The sequence below is a fragment of the Phenylobacterium sp. FG114 genome (assembly GCF_057809855.1).
Genome location: NZ_JBMDKU010000002.1, coordinates 441,324 through 462,006, shown reverse-complemented (window position 1 = coordinate 462,006; position 20,683 = coordinate 441,324). Strand labels below are relative to the sequence as shown.

Sequence of the window (20,683 nt, the reverse complement as noted above, 5' to 3'; positions counted from 1 at the left end):
TCCTGTGCGTCCTCCCCTGCTGACGGCGCGCGCCGGAGCAGGCAGGATGCGCTCCTGGAATGGGCAGGGAGGCCGCAGATGGGTCGGATAAATTTCGCGCGCCGCGCGGCGGTTCTTGGGGGCGTGGCGCTTATGCTTGCGGGCGCCGCGAACGCGCAGCCGAAAGAGCGAAAGCCCGACCTGGCCGACGCGGTGGCGGGGACCTACCAGGGCGACGTGATCTCGGACTCCAAGGGCTCCAGCCGCAGCAACGTCACCCTGACGGTGACGCGCACCGGGCCGAACACCGTGAGCGTGACGTCCAACTACAGCCGCCTGCCGCAGATCACGGTGCCGCTGACGACGGCGATGAGCACCATCCAGCAGGCGCGCGGCGACAGCGTCTTCCTCTACGACCGCGGGAAGAAGTCGCTCGACGTCAGCTTCCTGAACGAGGTGAGCTGGTCGGGGATGCGGCAGTAGCTGCGGTCAGATCGCGCCGAAGCACCAGGCCAGGATCGACTTCTGGGCGTGAATGCGGTTCTCCGCCTCGTCCCAGACCAGGCTCTGCGGGCCGTCGATGATCTCGTCCGTCACCTCCTCACCGCGGTGCGCGGGGAGGCAGTGGAGGAAGACGGCGTCCTTGGCGGCCAGGCCCATCAGCTTCTTGTCGACCTGATAGGGCTCCAGCGCCTCGATGCGCTCGTCGTGGTCGGTGTCGCCCATCGAAACCCAGGTGTCAGTGACCACGCAGTCGGCGCCGCGGACCGCCTCGGCCGGGTCGTCCGTCGTCATGATCTGGCCTTGCTGCTCGGCAGCCCGCGCCAAATCCATCATGTCGGGATGGAAGACGGCGGGTGAGGCGATGTTGAGCTTGAAGCCCAGCTTCGGCGCCGCATGGATGAACGAGGAGCAGACGTTGTTGCCGTCGCCGACCCAGGCGAACGTCTTGCCGTAGACGTTGCCGCGATGCTCCTCGAAGGTCATCAGGTCGGCCAGGATCTGGCACGGGTGGCTCTTGTCGCTGAGGCCGTTGATCACCGGCACCGTCGACCACATGGCGAGGCGCTCGACGTCCTCGTGGACGTTCGATCGGATCATGATGGCGTCGACCATCCGCGAGAGCACGCGGGCGGTGTCCTCGATCGGCTCGCCGCGGCCCAGCTGCATGTCGACCGCGTTCGAGATGATGACGTCGCCGCCGAGCTGGCGCATGGCCGCGTCGAACGAGAAGCGCGTCCGGGTGGAGTTCTTCTCGAAGATCATCGCCAGCGTCCGGCCGCGGGCCGGGTGGTCCTCGTCGGGCCGGCCTTTGGGCCAGCCCGCGCGAGCGGCCTTCCGGGCCTTGGCGTCCTCGAGAATGATCCGGAGCTCGGTCCCGTCGAGCTTCCAGAGGTCGAGGAAGTGGCGAACCGGCTTGCTCATGCGGCGCCCGCCTTTTCCTTGGCCGCCTTCGCCTGCGCAGCCTCGCAGGACTTCTCCAGGAGACCGATCGCCTCGCGGGCCTCGTCCAGGCTGAGGGTCAGCGGAGGCAGCAGGCGCACGCAGTTGTCGCCGCCGCCTGCGATCAGCAGGTGGTTGTCGCGGGCGTGCTGCATGAACTCGCGGTTGGGCGTCGCCAGCTTCACGCCGATCAGCAGGCCCTTGCCGCGGATGTCGAGCACCACTTCGGGGAAGCGGTCCTTCAGGCCCGAAAGCTGCTGGTTGAGATAGCCCGCCACCTCGCGGACATGGGCCAGCAGCTCCGGCTTCACCAGTTCCTCGACCGAGGCGACGCCGACCGCCATGGCCAGCGGATTGCCGCCGTAGGTCGAGCCGTGGCTCCCGGGGGTCATGCCCTTGGCGGCCTCCGCCGTGGCCAGGCAGGCTCCGACGGGGAATCCGCCGCCCAGCGCCTTGGCCACCGCCATGATGTCGGGATCCGCCGCGCCATCGGCCCACTCGTAGGCGAACAGCTTGCCGGTCCGGCCCAGGCCGCATTGGATCTCGTCGTAGATCAGCAGCGTGCCGGTCTCGTCGCAGAGCTGGCGGATCTCCTTGAGCTGGGCCTCGGTCCACGACCGCGCGCCCCCCTCGCCCTGCACGGGCTCGAGCAAGATCGCCGCCGTCGTCGGGCCGACCAGGTCCCGGAGGCCTTCGAGGTCGCCGAACTTGGCCTGCACGAAGCCGGGCAGCGCGGGACCGAAGCCCTCGACGTAGCTGGGGTTCCCGGCGGCGAAGATCGTCGCCATCGTCCGGCCGTGGAATGAGCCGTCGAAGCCGATGATGTCGATCCGCTCGGGCTGGCCGTTGGCCCAATGATACTTGCGCGCCGTCTTGATCGCGCACTCGATCGCCTCGGCGCCGGAATTGGTGAAGAAGCAGACGTCGGCGAAGGTGTTGTCCGTCAACAGCTTCGCCAGCTTCTCCTGGTTCGGGATGCGGAAGATGTTGGACGTGTGCCAGAGCTTTTCGGCTTGGTCCTTCACGGCCTGGACCAGCTTCGGGTGGTTGTGGCCCAGCGCGGTCACGGCGATGCCGGCCATGCAGTCGAGGTAGGCCTCGCCCTCGGCGGTGAACAGTCGCGAGCCCTCGCCTCGCTCGAACGCCAGCGGGGCGCGCGCATAGACGCCCATGATGTGATCGCTGGGAACGGGGGCGGAGGTCGTCTCGGCCACTGTCTGGGCCCTCCAAAATGAACGTCCCCGCCGCGCTAGGCAGCGGGGACTGGAAGGCTTCGCCTTTTCGGGGCGAAGTGTGACGGAGTCAATCACTAGCTCCCCCGAAGGGGGAAGAGCCGCCCTACGGGCGAGAGGCGTCAGCTCCCCCCGAAAGGGGAGCTTTCGGCAAAGTGGCCTTAGAAGTCGGCGGTGAGGCCGATGAAGACGTAGCGGCCCATGGCGTCGTAGACCTGCGGCCAGGTGTTGCCGTTGCAGGGGCCGGTGGGGCAGTTCGACGAACCGGTGAGCGGCGGATCCTTGTCGAAGATGTTGTTGATCCCGCCGCGGAAATTGAGGTTCTCGCGCATGCTCCACGACGCCGTCAGGTCGAAGTAATCGCGGGCCTTGAGCGTCTTGTCGGTGGCGTACTGCAGGCCCGGGTTGTTGAGCTGCGGGTCGTCCGAATAGGCGTCCAGCTTCACCTTGTCGAAGTGACGCCATTGCAGGCTGACCGAGAAGTCCTTGAACCACTCGCCATATTGCAGGGGCGTGTTCCAGGTCACGCGGGCCTTGTGGCGCCACTCGGGGTTCGGCGCCGACAGGCCGCCCGAGACCGAGCAGATGGTGCCGTAGTAGCCGGCGCAGTCGAAGGCGGGGTCGCCGGGCAGCGAGCTGACCTTCAGGCTGTCGAGGTAGGTGCCGACGAAGTTGAACGACAGGCTGCCGCCGTTGGAGATCCCGAACCGGTCGAGGTCGGTGCGGTAGCCCATGTTGACGTCGAAGCCGGTGGTCGAGAGCGAGCCGGTGTTCAGCGTGGTGTCCTGGACGTAGCCCTGCGGCGAGAGCCAGATCGAACCCTGGGCGTCACGGTTGACCAGGTTGCAGAAGAACGGGTCGAGGGTGTTGACGCATCGGTTGATGATCGTGTCCGCGCCGATCCCCGAGATGAAGTCCTTCACCTTGATGTCGAAGTAGTCGAGCGAGACGTTGAAGCCGGGCAGGAACGAGGGCTGGAACACGAAGCCGACCGTGTAGGTATTGGCCGTCTCGGGGTCGAGGTTGGGGTTGCCGCCCAGCATGCCGTTGTACTGGTTGGCCGGGTTCTTCTCGATCGCCAGCACCTGGGCCGTCGTCAGGCCGAAGGCCTGGGCGCAGCGGGCGACCAGCGGGCTGGAGGCGGCGAGGCCGGCGCAGGGATCCTGCGTGCCATCCAGCACCACGTTGTTCTGGGCGAAGAGCTCCAGGATGTGCGGCGCGCGGACGGCGCGGTTGTACCCGCCGCGGATGCGCAGGCCGTCGATCGGCTCCCAGTCACCCGCGATCTTGTAGGTCGAGGTCGTGCCGATGGTGGAATAGTCAGAGTAGCGGTAGGCCAGTTCCAGCGTCAGGTTCTTGGCGAAGGCCATGTCTTGGACGAGCGGGATGCGGGTTTCGCCGAAGATTTCATACACATCGAACGCACCGTTGACCGGCGGCGCGGCCCCGCCCGCCCCGTTCAGCTGGCCCGAAGCCGAGATGAAGTCCGCGGCGAAGTCCATCGTCTCGCGACGGTATTCCGCGCCGATCGAGACGCCGACGCCGTCGTTGGCCCACGGCGACTTCATGCCGTAGTCGGACAGATCGCCGCCGAGCGAGAAGTTCACCACCCGCTCGAACAGGTTGCCGGCGATGGTGGAGGGCGTTTCCAGATAGTCGAGCGCAGCCTGGGTGACGCCGCCCAACTGGAAGATGTTGTAGGGGACGCAGGCGCCGTCCGTGCCGTTGATCACGGACGCGCAGGTCGGGGCGCCGCCGGGGCCCGCCACCACGTTCAGGGCGTTGTTGATCGCCCCGGTGCGGAAGAAACCGGTCGAGACCTGACTGAACGACACGCGGCCGTACTGCATCGCAAAGTCGTAGTTCCAGTTGTCGTTCAGGTCGCCGCGCAGGCCGATCACATAGCGGTACTGCTGGTGCTGCATCCGGCCTTGCCGGCCGCCGCCCTCGACGTTCCGGCGCGAGACCAGGCCGGTGAAGGTGCCGCCCGGGTTCGTGGCGCAGGTGCCGCCGCCCGAGGCCGCCGTGGCGTTGAGCAGGCCTCGCTGCTGGGCCGAGAGGAACGGGTTGGCGCAGTTGACACTGAAGGTGCCGGCGAAGATCCCGCCCGGCGCGATCTGGAACGTGGACGAGTCGTCCATGAACATCACGTCGGCGTAGGCCGTGGCCCAGTCGTTCACCTCGTACTCGGCGAAGGCGCCCAGCACATAGCGGTCGTCGGGGCGCTGGTAGTAGTTGGTGGGGCCGAAATTGTAGACGTCGCGGGCGCCGACATAGGGACGGAACGTGTTGCCGGGTCCGGTCACGTCCACGATGTTCGTGCCGAAACGCGCCGGGAAGGCGGTGCCCGAGCCGCCGCAGCCCGCGGCGAGGAACGTGTCGCCCGAGTTCAGCGTACAGGCCGAATAATCGCGGTTGCCCTGCAGGATGGGCTCGACGTGACGGTAGCCTGCGTAGGCCGTGACGTTGCCCTTACCGTCCGGCGAATTGACGCCGATGATCAGGGTGACCTGGCTCATCTCGCCGTCGCGGACATTGTCCTTGGGCAGGCTGAAGAACTGCGGCGTGGCCGAGGCGGCTTGCGACTTCGCCACCACGTCGGCGATGCCGTTGCTGTTGTCGTGCTGGTACAGGCCGTACTGGGCGTCGACACGAACGCCTTCGAACCGGCGTTGCATGATGAAATTGACGACGCCGCCCACGGCGTCTGCGCCGTACACGGCCGAGGCGCCACCGGTCAGCACGTCGACGCGCTCGATCAGGGCCGATGGGATGAAGTTGATGTCGGGCGCCAGGTTCGCGCCCGTCGTGTTCGGCGTGCCGGGCATCAGGCGGCGGCCGTCGATCAGCACCTGGGTGCGCGTCGGTCCGAGGCCGCGCAGGCTGACGGTAGCCGTACCGGTCGAACCATTGGAGACCGAGGAGCCCTGGGCCGCGAAGGCTTGGGGCAGGCTATTGATCATGTCTTCGACGCGCGTCACGCCCGTCGCCTTGATCTCGGCGGCGCTCACGGCCGTGACCGGGCTGACGCTCTCCAGGTTCGGCGACGGAATGCGGGTGCCGGTCACGACGACTTCCGAGACCTCGTCGGCGCCGCCGGCGGTCTGGGCCAACGCGGGCGCGGCCACAGCCATCGCCGCACCACAGATCATCGAAGACGCCAGGAGGCGCGCGCGTACAGAATGCTTGTTCACGATCAAAATCCCCTTCGCGGACGGTCGGCGCCGCCGCTCCCCACAGGAAGGTTTCGGCCTCGGTGACGAGACCCGGTAACCGGGAGTTACGTTTGGGTCACAAACACGGTCAATCGACGCACAAGCAACGTACGATGCCGTCAGAGCAACACTGAGGACATGCGCGTGTAGTTCGGCAATTTTCCCGAGATATTCCACGAACAGGAGGGAAGTTTTGCTATCGGCGTGCTTGTGGCGCCACAGGATGTGGCGGGGGCGTGACCGTAATTGCGGCCGTCATGAGCGCCTCATCGAAATAGCGGCGGACTTGTGCGAACGCCTCTGCGCGCACAGCGGCCTGTCGTTGGCGCAATTCGACCAGCCCCGCGCCCGCGAGCACGCCCAGGTGATGGCTGATGTTCACGCGCGGCAAGCCCAGGGCCCGGGACAGCTCGCCGGCGGAGGCGGGGCCTGACGCCAGGCGTTCCAACAGCCTGCGCCGCACAGGGTCAGCCAGAGCGCGGAAGAGGTCGGCCGATGGACGCGGCGACATCAGGCCGTCCGACGGCGCGGCGCCGGGGCCTCCCGATCCATGGCTTGCAAGCGCCGCGACATGGCGAACCGTTCGCGCAACCAGCCCTCGCCCACCGAGGCCTCGAACCACAGTCGGTCGAAATAGACGCGCAGCTGCGGAAGCGGATCGACCACGGCCACCAACAGGCCTTCCTCCTCGCGCACGAGACCCGCTTCCTTGAGCACCCGCACATGGTGCGACACCGCCGGCCGGGTGACGGACACGGCGGCGGCGAGGCCTCCAATCCGCGAAGGCCGCGCCAGGATGCGCTCGTAGAGATCGCGGCGGGTGGGATCCCCTAGGGCGTCCAGCGCCGCGCCGACCGCGTCGCTCATCCGCGCCCTCCCGCCGCACGCAGCGGCTTCACCACCGCGTCCTCGTTCAGGGGCATGGTGCGCAGCAGGCTGAGGAAGCGCCGCAGCGCCGGGTTGTCGTGGTCGTTGCGCCAGGCGGCCGTGAGGCGCAGCGGCGCGGCGGGTCCGGGCAGCGGCGAGAAGGCGACGCTGGCGCGGGTGGCGTGCACGACGCTCTGCGGCACGACGGCATGGCCAACGCCGGCCGCTACCAGGCTGAGCACGCCGTCGTGTGAGGTCATCTGGACCCGGACGCCCGCACGGCCGCCGCCGCGGTCGGTCACCAGCTTCTGTATGCGGCTCCAGTCGTCGCCGGCGGCGCACAGCACCGGCGCCTGGCCCAGGGGCTCGTCCGGCGCGTCCAACGACCGGGCCACCAGCCAGGGCTCGACCCACAGCGGCAGGCAGTCCAGGCCGGGCGGCGCATCGTCGGCGTCGATCAGCACGGCGTCGAGTTCGCGATCCAGCACCGCGGCCACCAGTTCGGCCGCCGAGCCGCCACGCAGCTCCAGTTCCACGCCCTCAGCCGAGCGGCGATAGGCGCGCAGCAGAGCCTCGGCCGGGCCCGCGGTGACCGGCCAGACGTGGCCCAAGCGGAGACGTCCCACCTCGCCGCGCCCGGCGGCCCCCGCCCGCACAGCGGCCTTGGCCAGCAGCTCGAGCGCGCGCTCCACCTCTGACAGGAATCGTTCGCCGGCGCCGGTCGGCCGCGCGCCGCCCGACGACCGCTGAAACAACGAGACGCCGAGGGCGTCCTCCAGCGCCAGCACGCGCCGCGACAGCACAGACGGATTGACCCCCAGCACCTCGGACGCCCGGCGGAAGCCCAGGTGCTCGCGCACCATCAGGGCGGAGCGTAAAGCCGCGATATCCTGCGCCGCGGAAGCTTCGCCGCCCCGTCTCATGGACGGCTCGCGGGGCGGATGCGGGTCGGGTTCATGGGCCGCCATTAGAGCCCCGCCGCCGCGGACGGCTTGGGGTTAATTGCCGTGCCGCGATTGGCGGCCCAGGCGATGGCCAGGCCCACGCCGAGGTGGGCGGCGATATCCAGCAGCGACTTCGCGCCATCCCATTTCGGAAAGACCCCCGGCCAGCGCAGCGGCAGCACCACCAGGTACATCGCCACATAGAGGAGCAGGCCGTAGACGGCGCCCGTCGCCAGGGGGTGGCGCACGACCACGGGGATCCGGCGCGCCACCAGAACATAGGTCGCGGCCATGCAGGCGGCGATGCCGAAGTGGGTGACTAGGCCCAGCAGCACGGGGGCGGCGCCGTCGCGCGCCGCGGGGCCGATCCAGCCGCTGGCGACGCCGCGCCATGGCCCGGCCAGGGACTTGCCCGCCACGAGCGCCAGAAGGCTGGCGTAGGCAAGGTCGACCGCGCCGCCGGCGAGGGCCGCGGCCACGATGCGTGGAAGCGTGTCTCGCCCCGGCTGGGAGGCGACCGGAGAGGCGGCGGCGGCGGTCATGAGGGGTCCTCCTGGAACGGGCCGACGTTGCGACGCCGCCGCTGCCGGGGTCGCGCACGTTCCGACGCCTGCGAGCACGTTCCGATGATGACGAGCCGTGAGCCGCCGCTTTCGCTTTGACTTCGCTGGCGTCTGGCGTTGGTCTTGCAGGCCACAGGCTGCCCATGACCTACCCGTTCAAGTTCAAAGACGCGCCCGAGCCGACCCTGACCTTCGGTCGCCAGCGTGAGTGGGGACCGCTGGCGGCGACCGAAGTGCACGCGACGCCGGGGCTCTATCCCGGCCGCGTCATGACCGACCATCGGGTCATCTTCTATCTCACGCCCAACGTGCCCACCGACTGCAACTGCGAAGGCGTCGGCCAGTATCGCGTGCAGAGCCCCTACGATTTCGACCTCGTGCCCGGCGGGGCCAACGGCGTCTGGGAGGACCACGCGGACTGCGACATGGTCTCGGTGCGCCTCGCCCCGGGGCTGTTGTCATCGACCGCCGAGGCGCTGGCCCTGCCCGGCGGGCGCGCCGAGCTGGCGCCGAAGATCGGCGCCAGAGACCCGCTGGTGGAGCATGTGGTCCGCGCCCTGATGGCCGAGCTCCAGGCGCCCGCGCCGGCCGGACGAATCTATGCCGACAGCCTGGCCACGGCCCTGACGACCCGGCTGCTGCAGAACTTCGCCGCCGTGGGCTTCGCCGGCCGCCAGACCCTGTCCAAGCCGCAGGTCCGTCGGATCGTCGACTTCGTGGAAGCCAACCTGGACGGCGAGCTGACCCTGGACCAGCTGGCCGAAGTGGCCGGCATGAGCGTGCCGCACCTGACCACCCTGTTCCGCCGCACCATGGGCCAGTCGGTGCATGCCTATGTGATGGAGCGACGGGTGCAGCGCGCGCGCAGCCTTCTGCTCGGCGGCAAGTCGACGATCGCCCAGGTCGCGCTGGAGACGGGCTTCGCTCATCAGAGCCACCTGGCTCGCTGGATGCGCCGCCTGCTAGGCGTGACGCCCTCCGAGGTGTTGCGGGCCTAGGTCTTGATCTTGTAGCCGGTGCGGAACATCCACAGGCACACCCAGCCCAGCGCAATCACCAGCACCGCGGTCATCGCCACGCCGACCATCAGGTTGCTCTCCGCCCGGCCGATGAAGCCATAGCGGAAGCCGTCGATCAGGTAGAAGAACGGGTTGAAGTGGCTGGCCGTGCGGAACGGCTCGGGCAGACGCTCGACCAGATAGAAGGTGCCCGACAGGAAGGTCATCGGCATGATGACGAAATTGGTCACCGCAGCCATGTGGTCGAACTTCTCGGACCAGAGCCCGGCCATGATCCCGATGAAGCCCATGATCAGCGCCGCGCCGAGGCCGAAGTAGGCCACGGCCCAGGGCTGGGCCACAGGCAGGCGGGCGAAGGGCAGGACGGCCGCGAGGCTGATCAGGCCCACGACGATGCCGCGCGTCGCCGCGCCGCCGCCGAAGCCGATCACATGTTCGCCGGGCGTGAGCGGCGGGGTCATGAAGTCGCCCATCAGGCCGTTGAACTTGGCCTGCAGCAGCGACGACGAGGAGTTGGCGAAGGCGTTCGACAGGATCTGCATCATGATCAGGCCGGGCGCGACGAACGTGCCGTAGGCGACGCCGTGCACCTCGCGACCACCGCCGACGGCGACCACGAACACCAGCATGTAGAGCAGCGCCGTCACCACCGGGGCGGCCAGGGTCTGCATGCCCACCTTCATGAAGCGGCGGACCTCGCGCACGTAGAGGGTCTTCAGGCCCTCCCAGTTGACGCCGTGATAGGCGCGCGGCTGCGGCGGCAGGACGGTCTCTTCTAGGGGCAGGTCACGCATGGCCGAGATGTGCGCGCTGCGGCGGCGCTGCGCAAGGGCGCGCCTGCAAGGCTGCCCATTCTCGAATCAACATCTAGTTCCTGTGGATGACGGCGATGGCGCCTATTGTGGGTCTTAGCGAGTTGTTTACTACTGATGGTGGTTGGTGGCGGCGGAGTTCTCTCGGCGCCACAAGATATTGATGCTGGTGCGGTCTGTGGGGACCGCCCCGGCCCCCTGGGTGGGAGGCGAGACCATGGGCTGGACCGACGAACGCGTCGAACTACTGAAGAAGCTCTGGCAGGACGGCCTCTCGGCCAGCCAGATCGCCAAACAACTTGGAGGCGTCACTCGCAACGCGGTGATCGGCAAGGTGCACCGCCTGGGTCTCTCGGGCCGGGCCACGCCGTCCAAGCCGCAGCGGACCGTCTTCAAGGCGCCGCGCCCGGCGCGCACGGTCACGGCTTCGCCGTCGGCCCCGCGTCGCATCGCCGAACCCGTTTCGGCGACGCCCGCGCCCTCGCCAGTGCGCTATGTGGACGAGGCTCCCGGCACCGCGACGGTGCTGACCCTGGGCGCGCACATGTGCAAGTGGCCGATCGGCGATCCGTCGCTCGACAGCTTCACCTTCTGCGGCCGCCGCTCGGAAGAGAACGGCCCCTACTGCCACGAACACGCCACGGTGGCCTACCAGCCGGCCCAGGCGAAGAAGAAGTCTGGCGCCGCCGAGCTCGCCCGGAGCCTGCGCCGCTACATCTGAGATCCGCTGGAGAGCGGCCTGTCTATCCGTTGGGGATGGGAGACGCGTCCGGAACCGAAGGCTGCGAAAGCTTCCTTGAGGTCCCGGGCGCGTCTCTTTCTTTTTGCGCGCATCACCCTAGCTTCGTAATCGATGACCGACGTCGCCCCGCCCCCTGAAGAGACCGGCAACGCCAAGGCCTACTCGGTCTCGGAGCTGGCGTTCGCGCTGAAGCGGACGCTGGAGGATTCGTACGGGTTCGTGCGGTTGCGCGGCGAGCTCTCGAAGGTCACGCACCATTCCAACGGCCACGTCTACCTGACCATCAAGGACGAGCGCGCCGCCATCGACGGGGTGGTCTGGAAGGGCAGCGTCCGCAACCTCTCCATCCGGCCCGAGCACGGCCTGGAGGTGGTGGTCACCGGCAAGATCACGACCTATCCGCAGGGCTCGCGCTACCAGATCGTGATCGAGTCCATGGAGGCGGCGGGCGTCGGCGCGCTGCTGGCCCAGCTCGAGCGGCTGAAGCAGAAGCTGGCGGCCGAGGGACTGTTCGAACCGGCGCGCAAGAAGCCGCTCCCCGAGATGCCTGCCGTGGTCGGCGTGGTCACCAGTCCGACCGGCGCGGTGATCCGCGACATCCTGCACCGCATCCGCGACCGCTGGCCGTGCCGGGTGATCGTCTGGCCCGTGGTGGTGCAGGGCGATCAGGCCGCCGCCCAGGTCTGCGGCGCGATCCGCGGCTTCAACGCCATGGCGCCGGGTGGGCCCGTGCCGCGGCCCGACGTGCTGATCGTGGCGCGCGGCGGCGGCTCGGCGGAGGATCTCTGGGCGTTCAACGACGAGACCCTGGCCCGGACAGTGGCCGAGGGGACGATCCCGCTGATCAGCGCCGTGGGTCACGAGACAGACACGACCCTGATCGACTTCGTCTCCGATCGCCGGGCGCCGACGCCCACGGCCGCCGCCGAGATGGCCACCCCGGTGCTGGCCGAGTTGAAGGCGCTGGTCTCGGACCTCGGCGGACGCATGCACCGGTGCGGCGGCCGCGTGGTCGACGACCGGCGGCGCAAGATCGAGCACGCGGACCGGGCGCTGAAGCGGGTGCCGGACTTGGTGCGCCTCGCCGAGCAGCGGTTCGACATCGTCTCCGGTCGGCTGGGCGCGGGGCTGGCGCGCAACGCCGCCGCCCATGAGCGCGACCTGGTGCGGGTGGCCTCGCGGCTGTCCCCGCTGCTGCTGCAGCGGCCGCAGCAGGTGCAGAAGGACCGGCTGGACCGACTGACCATACGGCTGGAGCCTTCGATCCAGCGACGGCTGGAACGGCTGTCCGAACGTCTGGACAGCCTCTCGAAGCTCTATGGATCGGTGGACCCCGACCGTCCGCTGCAGCGCGGCTTCGCGCGGGTGGCGCGGGCGGACGGCTCGCTCGTGCACGCCGGGGCGAACCTGGCGACCGGCGAGCAGGTGGCCATTACCTTCGGCGACAAGGTCACCCGCCAGGCGGTGATCGATGGTTCCGGCGGAACCGCTCCGCCCCCGGCTCCCGCCGCCAAGGCCGCCAGGCCCAAGCCAAGGGTCGAGGGGCCCGCACAGGGCGACCTCTTCTAAGAGCGCGGGTCGCGCGCTACATAGGGGCCATGAACGCCCACGATCGGAACCTCGGCGCCAGCGACCTCGCCAAGCTGCACTTCGGCGACGGTGACTATGCGGTGCTGCGTCCGGGCCGCTACGTGCTTTGTGCCGTGACGGGCCAGAAGGTGCCGCTGGAACAGCTCCGCTACTGGAGCGTGGAGTTGCAGGAAGCCTACGCCAGCCCCGCCGAGGCGCTGAAGCGCTGGCAGGAGACCCGCTAGGGTTTACGGTACTCTTCGTTCGGCCAGCGCCGGTGGACCCAGAACCACTCGGTCGGCCGCGCCCGCACCCGATCCTCGATAAAGGCGTTGATCCGCCGGACGCCCGTCTCGATGTCGGCCTCGCGATCGCCGGTATCCTTCAGGTGGATCTGCTCGTGGACGACCACCTTGAACCGAGCGCCCGGACCCACGCGCTGGACGCTCATCGGCTGGATAGGCAGGCCGAAGCGCAGGGCGAAGGTGGAAGGGCCGGGCGCGGTGTGGGCCACGTGGCCGAACAGAGGCGCGGCCACGCCGCCATTGAACTTCTGGTCGTTCATCAAAGCCACGCTTTCGCCACGCTGGAGCCCCCTCATCAGTTCGCGGGCGCCTTCCAAACCCTTGGGGGCGAAGAGGCGCACGCCGTAGCGGAAGCGGTTCTTCCGCACGAGTTCGTCGACGTAAGGGTTGTTCATGGCGCGGTACGTGACCTGGCACTTTACGCCGGCGCGGACGATGGCGGCGGCCATGACCTCGAAGCACGAGAAGTGGCCCGAGACGAATACCACGGGTCCGCCGCCTGCGGCGATTGCGCCCAGCAGAGCTTCCCCCTCGACTTCCACCCGGCCTGAGTCGGCTACAATACGGTCGAGAACCAGGAACTCGGTTAGCGACCTTCCCAGTTCGATCCATTGCGCCCGAAGGAGTTGCTTAATTTCGGCGGTGTCCGCGTCGGGAAAGGCGATCCGCAGATTGCGCTCGGCCACCCGGTTCGCGCGGGTCAATGGGCCCAGGACGCAAAACAGCGATCCACCAAAATTTGAAACAGAATCAACCGGAAAGATACGAGTTAGGCCCAAAGCTGCGGCAAATAGCGCCGCTTCGAGCATCCAAATGAGTTTCGACACGTATGAATGGTTAAGTGCGGCCATCCAGTCTTCCTAGGCTTGGTCGCTCACGTTGGGCAATGGAGGCGGCTGGCGTGCGAATTGCGATGTCTCAGTCACGGAGTCCCGAACCGGGACGAAGGGAAATCATGGTCGGGGATTCCATGGACGAGATCGACATCCATCTGGGCCGGCGTCTTCGCCGTCGCCGCCGTCTTCTGGGACTGACCCAGCAAGAACTGGCGCACGCCTGCGGGGTCCGTTTCCAGCAAATCCAGAAGTACGAGTGCGCGGCCAACCGCATGTCGGCCGCCCGCCTGTGGCAGCTGGCGGAAGTGCTGGAAGTGCCCGTCAGCTATTTCTACGAGGGCCTCACCCGCGACCAGCGCGAGAGCCTCGAGCGCGAGAGCGCCTCGTCCTCGACGGAGACGCTGGCCAGCAAGGAAACCCAGGATCTGATCCACGCCTACTACCAGCTCGGTGAACGGCCCCGCCGCCGCCTGCTGGACCTGGCCAAGGCCATGAACGGCGAGATCGAGGCTTAAGTCCGCCCGAAAGGCGGGGTAAGCCGGGGGCATGAGCCTCGCCCCTGCCCGCCTTGAAGAGCTCGACGCGTTCCTGCTCGAGCTGAACCGCGCCGCCGCCGGAGCCATCCTCCCCCTGTTCCGCGGCGAGCACGGCGTTTCCAACAAATACACGGTGGGGTTCGACCCCGTCACGGAAGCGGACAAGGGCGCCGAGCGGGCCATCCGCGCGCTCATTTCCGAGCGCTATCCCGAACACGGCGTGATCGGCGAGGAATATGGCGAGGACCGCCCCGACGCCGAGTTCGTCTGGGTGCTGGATCCCGTGGATGGGACAAGGGCCTTCATCGCCGGCCTGCCGCTTTGGACCACGCTGATCGGCCTGCGCTTCCAGGGCACGCCGGTGCTGGGCTCGATCGGGCAGTCTTTCCTGGACGAGATCTACATCGGCCACGCGGGCGGTTCGCGCCTGATCACCGCCGAAGGCGTGCGGCCGCTCAAGGTGCGGCCCTGTCCCAAGCTGACCGACGCCATCATCGCCACCACCGATCCCGAAGGCTGTTTCGACGGCGCCGAACTGGGCGCCTGGACCCAGGTGCGCGCCGCCGCGAGGCTGGCGCGGCTGGGTTGCGACGCCTACGCCTACGCCATGGTGGCGGCGGGCACGGTCGACATGGTGATCGAGGCCGGGCTGCAAAGCTGGGACATCGAGGCCGCGATCCCGGTGATCGCGGGGGCCGGCGGGCTCACCTCCGACTGGCGGGGCGAGCCCGTGGGACGACACGGCGGGCAGATCGTCATCGCGGGCGACCGCGCCTGCCTGGACGAGGCGCTGGTCGCCCTGAAACGATCGGCGAAGTAACGGCCTACTTCTTGGCGGCCGGCGGTTTCTTGGCCGCGGGCTTTTTCGCCGCCGGGGCGGCGGGCTTCTTGGCCGCCGCGGGCTTGGCCGCCGCGGCCGGCTTCGCCGCAGCCTTCGGAGCCGCCTTGGCTGCGGGCTTTGCCGCCTTGGCGGCGGCCGGCTTGGCAGCCGGCTTGGCCGCGGCCTTCGGCGCGGGTTTCGCGGCGGCGGGCTTCACCGCCGCTTTCGGAGCCGCGGCCTTCTTCGGAGCGGCCGCCTTGGGCGCCGGCTTCGCAGTGGCGGTCTTCGCAGCAGCGGTCTTCGGAGCAGCGGTCTTCGGAGCCGTCGTCGCGGCGGCGGGCTTTGCCGCGGGCTTGGAGGCGCCGGTCTTGGGCGCGGCGGCCTTGGCGGGCTTCGCGGCGGCCTTCGGGGTGGGTTTGGCAGCAGCGGGCTTCGGCGCCGCGGCGGGCTTGGCGGCCTTCGGAGCCGCGGCCTTCCTCGGGGCGGCGGCCTTCTTGGCGGCCGGCTTCTTGGCCGCCGGGGCCGTCGCAGCGGGGGCCGCCGCCGCGGTCGGAGTCGGCGCGGCCGTCGGGGCTGGTGCAGGAGCCGGCGCTGGCGCGGGCTTGGGCGCCGCGGCGACGGGCGCAGGCGCAGCGGCGGGAGCCGGCGCAGCCTTCGGGGCTTCGGCGGGCTTCGGCGCGGCCTTGCCGGTGAGCGCGTCGAACACTCGCAAGAAGATGTTACGCATGTCGTCCGTCTCCATGAGGATTTCGTGGTAGGCGCCGGGCACGGTGATGAGGCGCCCCTGGGGGAGGTTCCGGGCCGCAGCGGCCTGGGCAGAATTGTCGACTAGCTTGTCTTCCCCGGCGGATACGATCTCCACCGGCACGGTCACACCGCGCAGGCGCTCGGGCCGGGCGAGGAACGCCGTGGCCTTCAGGGCGAAGTCGAGCCAGCCGTAGGTGGGTCCGCCCAGCGCCAGGTCGGGATTGGCGCGCACCTGCGCCCGATGGCGGGCGAAGCGGCGCGCGTCGTGGGTCAGCGCATTGCCTTCGAACGCGTCGTCGAACGGCTTGCCGGGCTGGCCAAGCGTGTACTTGCCTGCCCGGCCCAGGCTGAGGTTGAGCCAGGTCAGCGCGCCCGCGGCGGCCGGCGAGACCTTGCCGAACTGGATGCCAAGCATCGGGGCCGAGAGGCAGGCTCCGGCGAAGCGCCGCTCGCCGTTGGCCATGGCGAGGAGGGTGAGGCAACCGCCCATGGAATGGCCGACGGCGATCCAGGGCTTGGGCAGCCGCGCCTCGTAGGCGTTGAGCAGCCGCCGGAAGTCCTCGAGGAACGACTTGTATCCCTTGGCGTGGCCCTTGAGCCGATCGGGCAGTTCCCGCGCCGACAGCCCCTGCCCGCGCCAGTCGTGCGCCAGGACCACGAAGCCCCGGTCCATGAAGTCGCGGATGGTCTCGAAGTATTTCTCGATCGGCTCGGTGCGCCCCCCGGAGAGGACTACCGAGCCGCGGGCGCGTCCCTTGGGCGTGAACAGCGCCGCTCGCAGCTTCGCGCCGCCGGCGCCGACGAACCAGCCGGCCTCGGCCCCGGGCGGGATGGGATCTTCGGGGACGTCGACGAGAGGAGCGGGCTCGAACATGGCGGCGCCTAGACGGCTTTCTCGAAGAGGGCCTTCACCTTCGGCATCATGCCCATGGCCACGCCCATGTCGGACAGCTTGAGCCGTCCCGTCATCACCGCTCGCATGGGATCCAATTCGCCCTTGCCCAGCTTAACAAGGTCCGAACGGCTGACCGAGACCGTGAGATCGGCCGGACGATCGTCGTTGGTCACCGCGTCGCCGTCGACGTGGATCACCCCCTCGCCCTTGAGGTCGAGCTTGACCGTGCGGCCCAGCCCGTCGCCGGCCGCCGCGGCGCGACGGATCCGGTCGGTCAGTTCCTCCAGAGTGGCCATGCCCCATCAGCACTCGTGAATCGAAGGGCGAGCTTCGCTTCACGCGTGTGTTGTGTAAACCGTTCGCTATGCCGCCAGGGCCTCGGGGCGCTGGATTCCCGCCGGCGGGGTCGCCGGCGCGGCGCTTCAGCCGGGCTTCACGAACTTCAGCGTCATCCGGTCGCTCTCGCCGATGGCGTCGTACTTGCGATGGTCGAACTCGGGGTCGAACGCCTCTCCGCGCGGCGAGGATCGACGCACCGGCGGCAAGGTCCAGACGCCGAACGGATGGTCGCGCCTGTCCTTGGAGTTGGCGTTGATCTCGCTGGCGGCCGCCAGCGTGAAGCCGGCTTCCTGGCCCAGCTTGATGACATAGGCCTGATCGACGTAGCCGCTGTCGGCCAGGAGGTCGGGCACCCCGCCGGGCGCGGCGCGGTGCTCCTCCACGCCCAGGACGCCGCCAGGCTTCAGGGCCAGGAAGGCGTCGCGGAACGCCTTCTCGGCGATCCCGGCGGCCATCCAGTTGTGCAGGTTGCGCAGGAACAGCGCGAGGTCCGCGCTGCCCGCCGGAGCCACTGGACCGCTCGTCGCGCCGAAGGCCGTCATCTCGACCACGCCATAGGGCTTGCGCCCCGACGCGAACTTGGCGCGGAACGCCTCCACCACCTGCTTCGCCGCGGGATCCGCGGGCTCGGCGAGTTGCAGGCCCGCGGCGTAGAGCTTGCCGCCGGTGGCCGCCAGGAAGGGCGCCAGGATCTCGGTGTACCAGCCCGCGCCGGGCCAGAATTCCACCACCGTCGCGCCGGGCTTCAGGCCCCAGAAGGCCAGGCTCTCCGCCGGATGGCGCCAGCGGTCGCGGGCCTTGTCGGCCGCGCTGCGCCAAGGGCCGGCGACGGCCTCGGCGATGGTCTTGGGCGGCGCGGCCTTGGGCGCCTTCGGTCCGCTCTCGCAGCCGGCCAGGGCCAGCGCACCGACGAGGGCGGAACGTCTCGAAAGCTGGATCATGGGCGCCGATTCACTCCCAAGCGCCCCCCGGCCGACCCTGCGCGCGTAGAGCTAGCGGGTCGGCCGGCAAGGGTCAAAGGGCCGGGCTCAGCCGGCCTTCACGAAGCGCAGGGTCATGCGGTCGCTCTCGCCGATCGCGTCATACTTCGCGCGGTCGAAATTGGGATCCGAGCCCTTGTTGCCCGCGGTGGTCCAGCGCGACGGCGGCAGGGTCCACACCCCGAACGGGTGGTCCTTGGTGTCCTTCGGGTTGGCGTTGGCCTCGGACTTGGCGGCCAGCTTGAAGCCAGCCTTCTCGGCCAGGGCGATCACCTCGCCCTCGGTCATGTAGCCGGTGGACCAGCCGGGCGCGGACGGCTTGGGATCGGCGCGGTGCTCCTCGACGGCCAGGACGCCGCCAGGCTTCAGGACCGCGTGGGCGTCCTTGAGCACCTTTTCGGCGAAGGCGGCGTTGGGCGCCCAATTGTGGAGATTGCGGGCGGTGATCACCATATCGGCCGATCCCGGGGGGCCGAGGGGGCCGGAGACGGGCCCAAAGTTCACCAGCTTCACCTCGCCGAACTTCGCGGTGTCGGCGTATTTCTTCTCGAAGTTGGCGCGCCCGGCCTTGGCGCCTTCCGAGAGGTTGGGGTTCGCAAGGTCGGCCGCGGTGGCGTAGTAGGTCCCGCCGGTCGCCTTGGCGTAGGGCGCCAGGATCTCGGTCCAGTAGCCGCTGCCGGGCGAGAGCTCGATGATGGTCTGGTTGGGCTTGACGCCCCAGAACACCAGGGTCGCCTCGGGGTGGCGCGCCCCGTCACGGGCCTTGTGCTCGGCCGCGCGCTGGGGGCCGTCGATAGCGGCCTTGAGCTTGGCGTCGGCGGCCTGGGCCGGAGCGACGGCGACGAGGGCGAAGGCGACGGCGCAGGCCGTGGCGAGGCGGAGCATGGGGGTTCCTCCAAGGGGTTAAGCGGCGCAAGCTAGGCTGCCAGACCATACGCGTACAGCCCCAAAGAACGTCGTCGCAGACCCCTTGAACGCCGATTTCGGGCGCTTACCTCTTGGCTTGGAGGCGCTGGATGTCCGGGCCTTCTGGGCTGCAGGCGACGCCGATCCGGGTCGCCACAGGTCCATGCAGACAACGCAACCTTGCTTGAAAGAAGGATGTGACCGCATGCGTACGATCGACTTCTCCCCCCTCTATCGCTCCGTCGTGGGCTTCGACCGTCTGGCCGGCCTGCTGGAGACCGCGGCCGCCGACGCCGCCACGGGCTATCCGCCCTACAATATCGAGCGCACCGACGAGAATGCCTACCGCATCGACATCGCGGTGGCCGGCTTCCGCCCGGACGAGCTCAACGTCGAGGTGAAGGAAAACCTCCTCACCGTGACCGGCCGCAAGGCCGCCAATGACGACGCCAGGAAGTACCTGCATCGCGGCTTGGCCGAGCGGAACTTCGAGCGCCGCTTCCAACTGGCCGACTATGTGATCGTCACCGACGCCAACCTTGCGGACGGTCTGCTGTCGATCAGCCTGAAGCGCGAGCTGCCCGAGGCTCTCAAGCCCCGCACCGTGCAGATCACCTCCGGCGCGCAGCCGAGCCTGATCGAGGCCGAAAAGGCCGCGTAAGCAGCCGGTCTCTCAGGACCCGAGAACCGAGGCGGCGTCCCTGGCGGACGCCGCCTTTTTCTATGCGGGAAGCTTCGCGCCGCGCAGGTCGGCGCCTTCGGTGACCGCGCCGGCCATGCGCGCGGTGGCCAGCCGGGCGTAGCGAAGGCGGGCGCCCGTGAGCACCGTGGGTGTCGAGCGGCCACCGGCCAGTGGCAGCGGCTCGAGGTTGGCGTCCCCCAGGTCGGCTCGGGTCAGGTCGGCGCCGCCGAAACGGGCGCCGCGCAGGTCGGCGCCGCAGAGCTTCGCGCCGCGCAGGTCGGCGTTCTCGAAGTTCGCCCCCTGCAGGTGCGCGCCGCTGAGGTCGAGCCCCGCCAGGTTGGCGTTCCTGGCGCTGAGCGCAGTGAGCTTCAGCCCCTTCAGACCGTCCCCCGCCGAGCGCAGGTCGGCATTGTCGAACCGCGTCGGGGCGCCGTTGGCGCCGCCGGACGACACCCACGCGTCGTGCGACCGCGCCTCGGCCACCAGCTTCTCGGCCCTGGCGATCTCGTCGCGGGTTGGCGGCGCGTTCGCCCTTTCGAGATGCGCGCCCTCGGTGCGAGCCGTGGCCAGCACCACGCCGGACAGATCCGCGCCAGCGAAGTTCGCCCCGTCCAGGTTCGCGCCCGACACCTCGGCCCCCGCCATCAACGCACCGTCGAAATTGGCTCCCTTGAGGTTAGCGTCGTTCAGCTTCGCGCCGGCGAGCGAGGCGTCGGAAAAGTCGGTGTCGGCGGCATAGAGGCGGTCGAGCCGCGAGCGGTCCAAGGTCGCGCCCGACAGGTTCGCCCCGTCGATCTCGCCGCCGCGGTCCTCCTCGATCACCGCCGGGAAGCCCTTGGTCGGATGCGGCCGGGCCACCGAGCCGGGCCGGAAGTCGGCCTCGGTGAGATCCGCGCCCGCGAGGTTCGCTCCCGACAGGCTGGCGCCGCGCAGGTCGGCCTTCCGCAGGTTGGCGCCCCGCAGGTCGGCCCGGCGCAGGTCGCAGCCCGACAGGTTCGCACCGTCCAGCTGCGCGCCCGTCAGGGCGGCGCCGTCGAACACCGAGCCCGAGAAGTCCGCGCCCGAGAGCCGGCGTCCCTTCAGGTCCATGCCGGAGAAATCCACGAACGGCAGCTGGGCGCGCTTGCCGCCCTTGCCCGCCAGGAAGCGCGCGTGGTTGTCGAGCAGGATGGTGACTTCGCCTTCGCTCAGCCGACGCCGGCCGGGCAGGTTCGGCGCGCTGCTCTGACCCTGGAGGCGATGCACGATGCGG

At 69.3% G+C, this 20,683-nt stretch carries 22 protein-coding genes; 8 read left to right on the top strand and 14 right to left on the bottom strand.

The features are described 5' to 3' along the window. Window positions 1-78 precede the first annotated feature (78 nt). A complete protein-coding gene (locus ACODSY_RS05305; RefSeq protein WP_488950614.1) occupies window positions 79-462 on the top strand; it encodes a hypothetical protein in 384 nt (127 codons plus the stop codon). Window positions 463-468: 6 nt separating this feature from the next. Here ACODSY_RS05305 and argF read toward each other — a convergent pair whose 3' ends face one another. The 7 genes from argF to ACODSY_RS05270 form a co-directional block, all read right to left on the bottom strand. After that, complete coding sequence (argF, locus tag ACODSY_RS05300) at window positions 469-1,404, bottom strand: ornithine carbamoyltransferase (protein WP_488950613.1); 936 nt, start codon at window positions 1,402-1,404, stop codon at window positions 469-471. Continuing rightward, complete coding sequence (locus ACODSY_RS05295; protein ID WP_488950612.1) at window positions 1,401-2,636, bottom strand: aspartate aminotransferase family protein; 1,236 nt, start codon at window positions 2,634-2,636, stop codon at window positions 1,401-1,403. Before ACODSY_RS05295 ends, argF begins: the two co-directional genes overlap by 4 nt. 179 nt (window positions 2,637-2,815) lie before the next feature. Then, the gene (locus ACODSY_RS05290; protein ID WP_488950611.1) at window positions 2,816-5,848 is read right to left on the bottom strand and encodes a TonB-dependent receptor plug domain-containing protein; all 3,033 of its coding nucleotides are present in this window, start codon (window positions 5,846-5,848) and stop codon (window positions 2,816-2,818) included. Between the two features lie 217 nt (window positions 5,849-6,065). Beyond that, complete coding sequence (locus ACODSY_RS05285; protein ID WP_488950610.1) at window positions 6,066-6,380, bottom strand: ArsR/SmtB family transcription factor; 315 nt, start codon at window positions 6,378-6,380, stop codon at window positions 6,066-6,068. Next, on the bottom strand, window positions 6,380-6,736 hold the full coding sequence (locus ACODSY_RS05280) for an ArsR/SmtB family transcription factor (RefSeq protein WP_488950609.1): 357 nt from the start codon (window positions 6,734-6,736) through the stop codon (window positions 6,380-6,382). Before ACODSY_RS05280 ends, ACODSY_RS05285 begins: the two co-directional genes overlap by 1 nt. Then, the gene (locus tag ACODSY_RS05275; RefSeq protein WP_488950608.1) at window positions 6,733-7,659 is read right to left on the bottom strand and encodes a LysR family transcriptional regulator; all 927 of its coding nucleotides are present in this window, start codon (window positions 7,657-7,659) and stop codon (window positions 6,733-6,735) included. The genes ACODSY_RS05280 and ACODSY_RS05275 overlap by 4 nt, the downstream gene beginning before the upstream one ends. Before the next feature lie 44 nt (window positions 7,660-7,703). After that, window positions 7,704-8,222 (bottom strand): hypothetical protein, encoded by a 519-nt coding sequence (locus ACODSY_RS05270; protein WP_488950607.1) that lies wholly within the window; start codon window positions 8,220-8,222, stop codon window positions 7,704-7,706. A gap of 164 nt (window positions 8,223-8,386) precedes the next feature. Here ACODSY_RS05270 and ACODSY_RS05265 point away from each other — a divergent pair, with 164 nt between their 5' ends. After that, entirely contained in the window at window positions 8,387-9,241 is an 855-nt protein-coding gene (locus ACODSY_RS05265) for a helix-turn-helix domain-containing protein (protein WP_488950606.1), read from the top strand. Here the strand turns inward: ACODSY_RS05265 and ACODSY_RS05260 are convergent. Next, window positions 9,238-10,056 carry an ABC transporter permease gene (locus tag ACODSY_RS05260; RefSeq protein ID WP_488950605.1) on the bottom strand — a complete coding sequence of 273 codons (819 nt, stop codon included), beginning with the start codon at window positions 10,054-10,056 and terminating at the stop codon, window positions 9,238-9,240. The genes ACODSY_RS05265 and ACODSY_RS05260 overlap by 4 nt on opposite strands. Window positions 10,057-10,291: 235 nt before the next feature. Here ACODSY_RS05260 and gcrA point away from each other — a divergent pair, with 235 nt between their 5' ends. From gcrA to ACODSY_RS05245, 3 genes are all read left to right on the top strand, one after another. After that, window positions 10,292-10,795, top strand: coding sequence for a cell cycle sigma 70 cofactor GcrA (gcrA, locus tag ACODSY_RS05255; RefSeq protein WP_488950604.1), 504 nt, complete (start codon window positions 10,292-10,294; stop codon window positions 10,793-10,795). 132 nt (window positions 10,796-10,927) lie between these two features. Further along, the gene (gene xseA, locus ACODSY_RS05250; protein ID WP_488950603.1) at window positions 10,928-12,385 is read left to right on the top strand and encodes an exodeoxyribonuclease VII large subunit; all 1,458 of its coding nucleotides are present in this window, start codon (window positions 10,928-10,930) and stop codon (window positions 12,383-12,385) included. A 29-nt stretch (window positions 12,386-12,414) separates the two neighbouring features. Beyond that, a complete protein-coding gene (locus tag ACODSY_RS05245; protein WP_488950602.1) occupies window positions 12,415-12,630 on the top strand; it encodes a DUF2093 domain-containing protein in 216 nt (71 codons plus the stop codon). Here ACODSY_RS05245 and ACODSY_RS05240 read toward each other — a convergent pair. Continuing rightward, window positions 12,627-13,541, bottom strand: a complete 915-nt coding sequence (locus ACODSY_RS05240; protein WP_488950601.1) for a lysophospholipid acyltransferase family protein — start codon at window positions 13,539-13,541, stop codon at window positions 12,627-12,629. The genes ACODSY_RS05245 and ACODSY_RS05240 overlap by 4 nt on opposite strands. A 104-nt stretch (window positions 13,542-13,645) precedes the next feature. Between ACODSY_RS05240 and ACODSY_RS05235 the strand changes: the two genes are divergently transcribed. Together ACODSY_RS05235 and hisN are read left to right on the top strand one after the other, a co-directional pair. Next, window positions 13,646-14,041, top strand: coding sequence for a helix-turn-helix domain-containing protein (locus ACODSY_RS05235; protein ID WP_488950600.1), 396 nt, complete (start codon window positions 13,646-13,648; stop codon window positions 14,039-14,041). Window positions 14,042-14,072: 31 nt separating this feature from the next. Then, complete coding sequence (gene hisN, locus ACODSY_RS05230) at window positions 14,073-14,882, top strand: histidinol-phosphatase (RefSeq protein ID WP_488950599.1); 810 nt, start codon at window positions 14,073-14,075, stop codon at window positions 14,880-14,882. A gap of 4 nt (window positions 14,883-14,886) precedes the next feature. Here the strand turns inward: hisN and ACODSY_RS05225 are convergent, their stop codons facing one another. The 4 genes from ACODSY_RS05225 to ACODSY_RS05210 all read right to left on the bottom strand — a co-directional run bounded on the left by ACODSY_RS05225 (window position 14,887) and on the right by ACODSY_RS05210 (window position 18,728). Next, window positions 14,887-16,503: an alpha/beta fold hydrolase gene (locus tag ACODSY_RS05225; protein ID WP_488950598.1), complete on the bottom strand. Its 1,617-nt coding sequence runs from the start codon at window positions 16,501-16,503 to the stop codon at window positions 14,887-14,889. A gap of 8 nt (window positions 16,504-16,511) precedes the next feature. Next, window positions 16,512-16,820: an SCP2 sterol-binding domain-containing protein gene (locus ACODSY_RS05220; protein ID WP_488950597.1), complete on the bottom strand. Its 309-nt coding sequence runs from the start codon at window positions 16,818-16,820 to the stop codon at window positions 16,512-16,514. A gap of 126 nt (window positions 16,821-16,946) precedes the next feature. After that, window positions 16,947-17,804, bottom strand: coding sequence for a class I SAM-dependent methyltransferase (locus ACODSY_RS05215; protein ID WP_488950596.1), 858 nt, complete (start codon window positions 17,802-17,804; stop codon window positions 16,947-16,949). A gap of 87 nt (window positions 17,805-17,891) precedes the next feature. Beyond that, window positions 17,892-18,728 carry a class I SAM-dependent methyltransferase gene (locus ACODSY_RS05210; RefSeq protein WP_488950595.1) on the bottom strand — a complete coding sequence of 279 codons (837 nt, stop codon included), beginning with the start codon at window positions 18,726-18,728 and terminating at the stop codon, window positions 17,892-17,894. A gap of 226 nt (window positions 18,729-18,954) precedes the next feature. Here ACODSY_RS05210 and ACODSY_RS05205 point away from each other — a divergent pair, with 226 nt between their 5' ends. Next, entirely contained in the window at window positions 18,955-19,410 is a 456-nt protein-coding gene (locus ACODSY_RS05205; protein WP_488950594.1) for an Hsp20 family protein, read from the top strand. Window positions 19,411-19,470: 60 nt separating this feature from the next. Here ACODSY_RS05205 and ACODSY_RS05200 read toward each other — a convergent pair whose 3' ends face one another. Further along, window positions 19,471-20,676: a pentapeptide repeat-containing protein gene (locus tag ACODSY_RS05200; protein WP_488950593.1), complete on the bottom strand. Its 1,206-nt coding sequence runs from the start codon at window positions 20,674-20,676 to the stop codon at window positions 19,471-19,473. Window positions 20,677-20,683 lie beyond the last annotated feature (7 nt).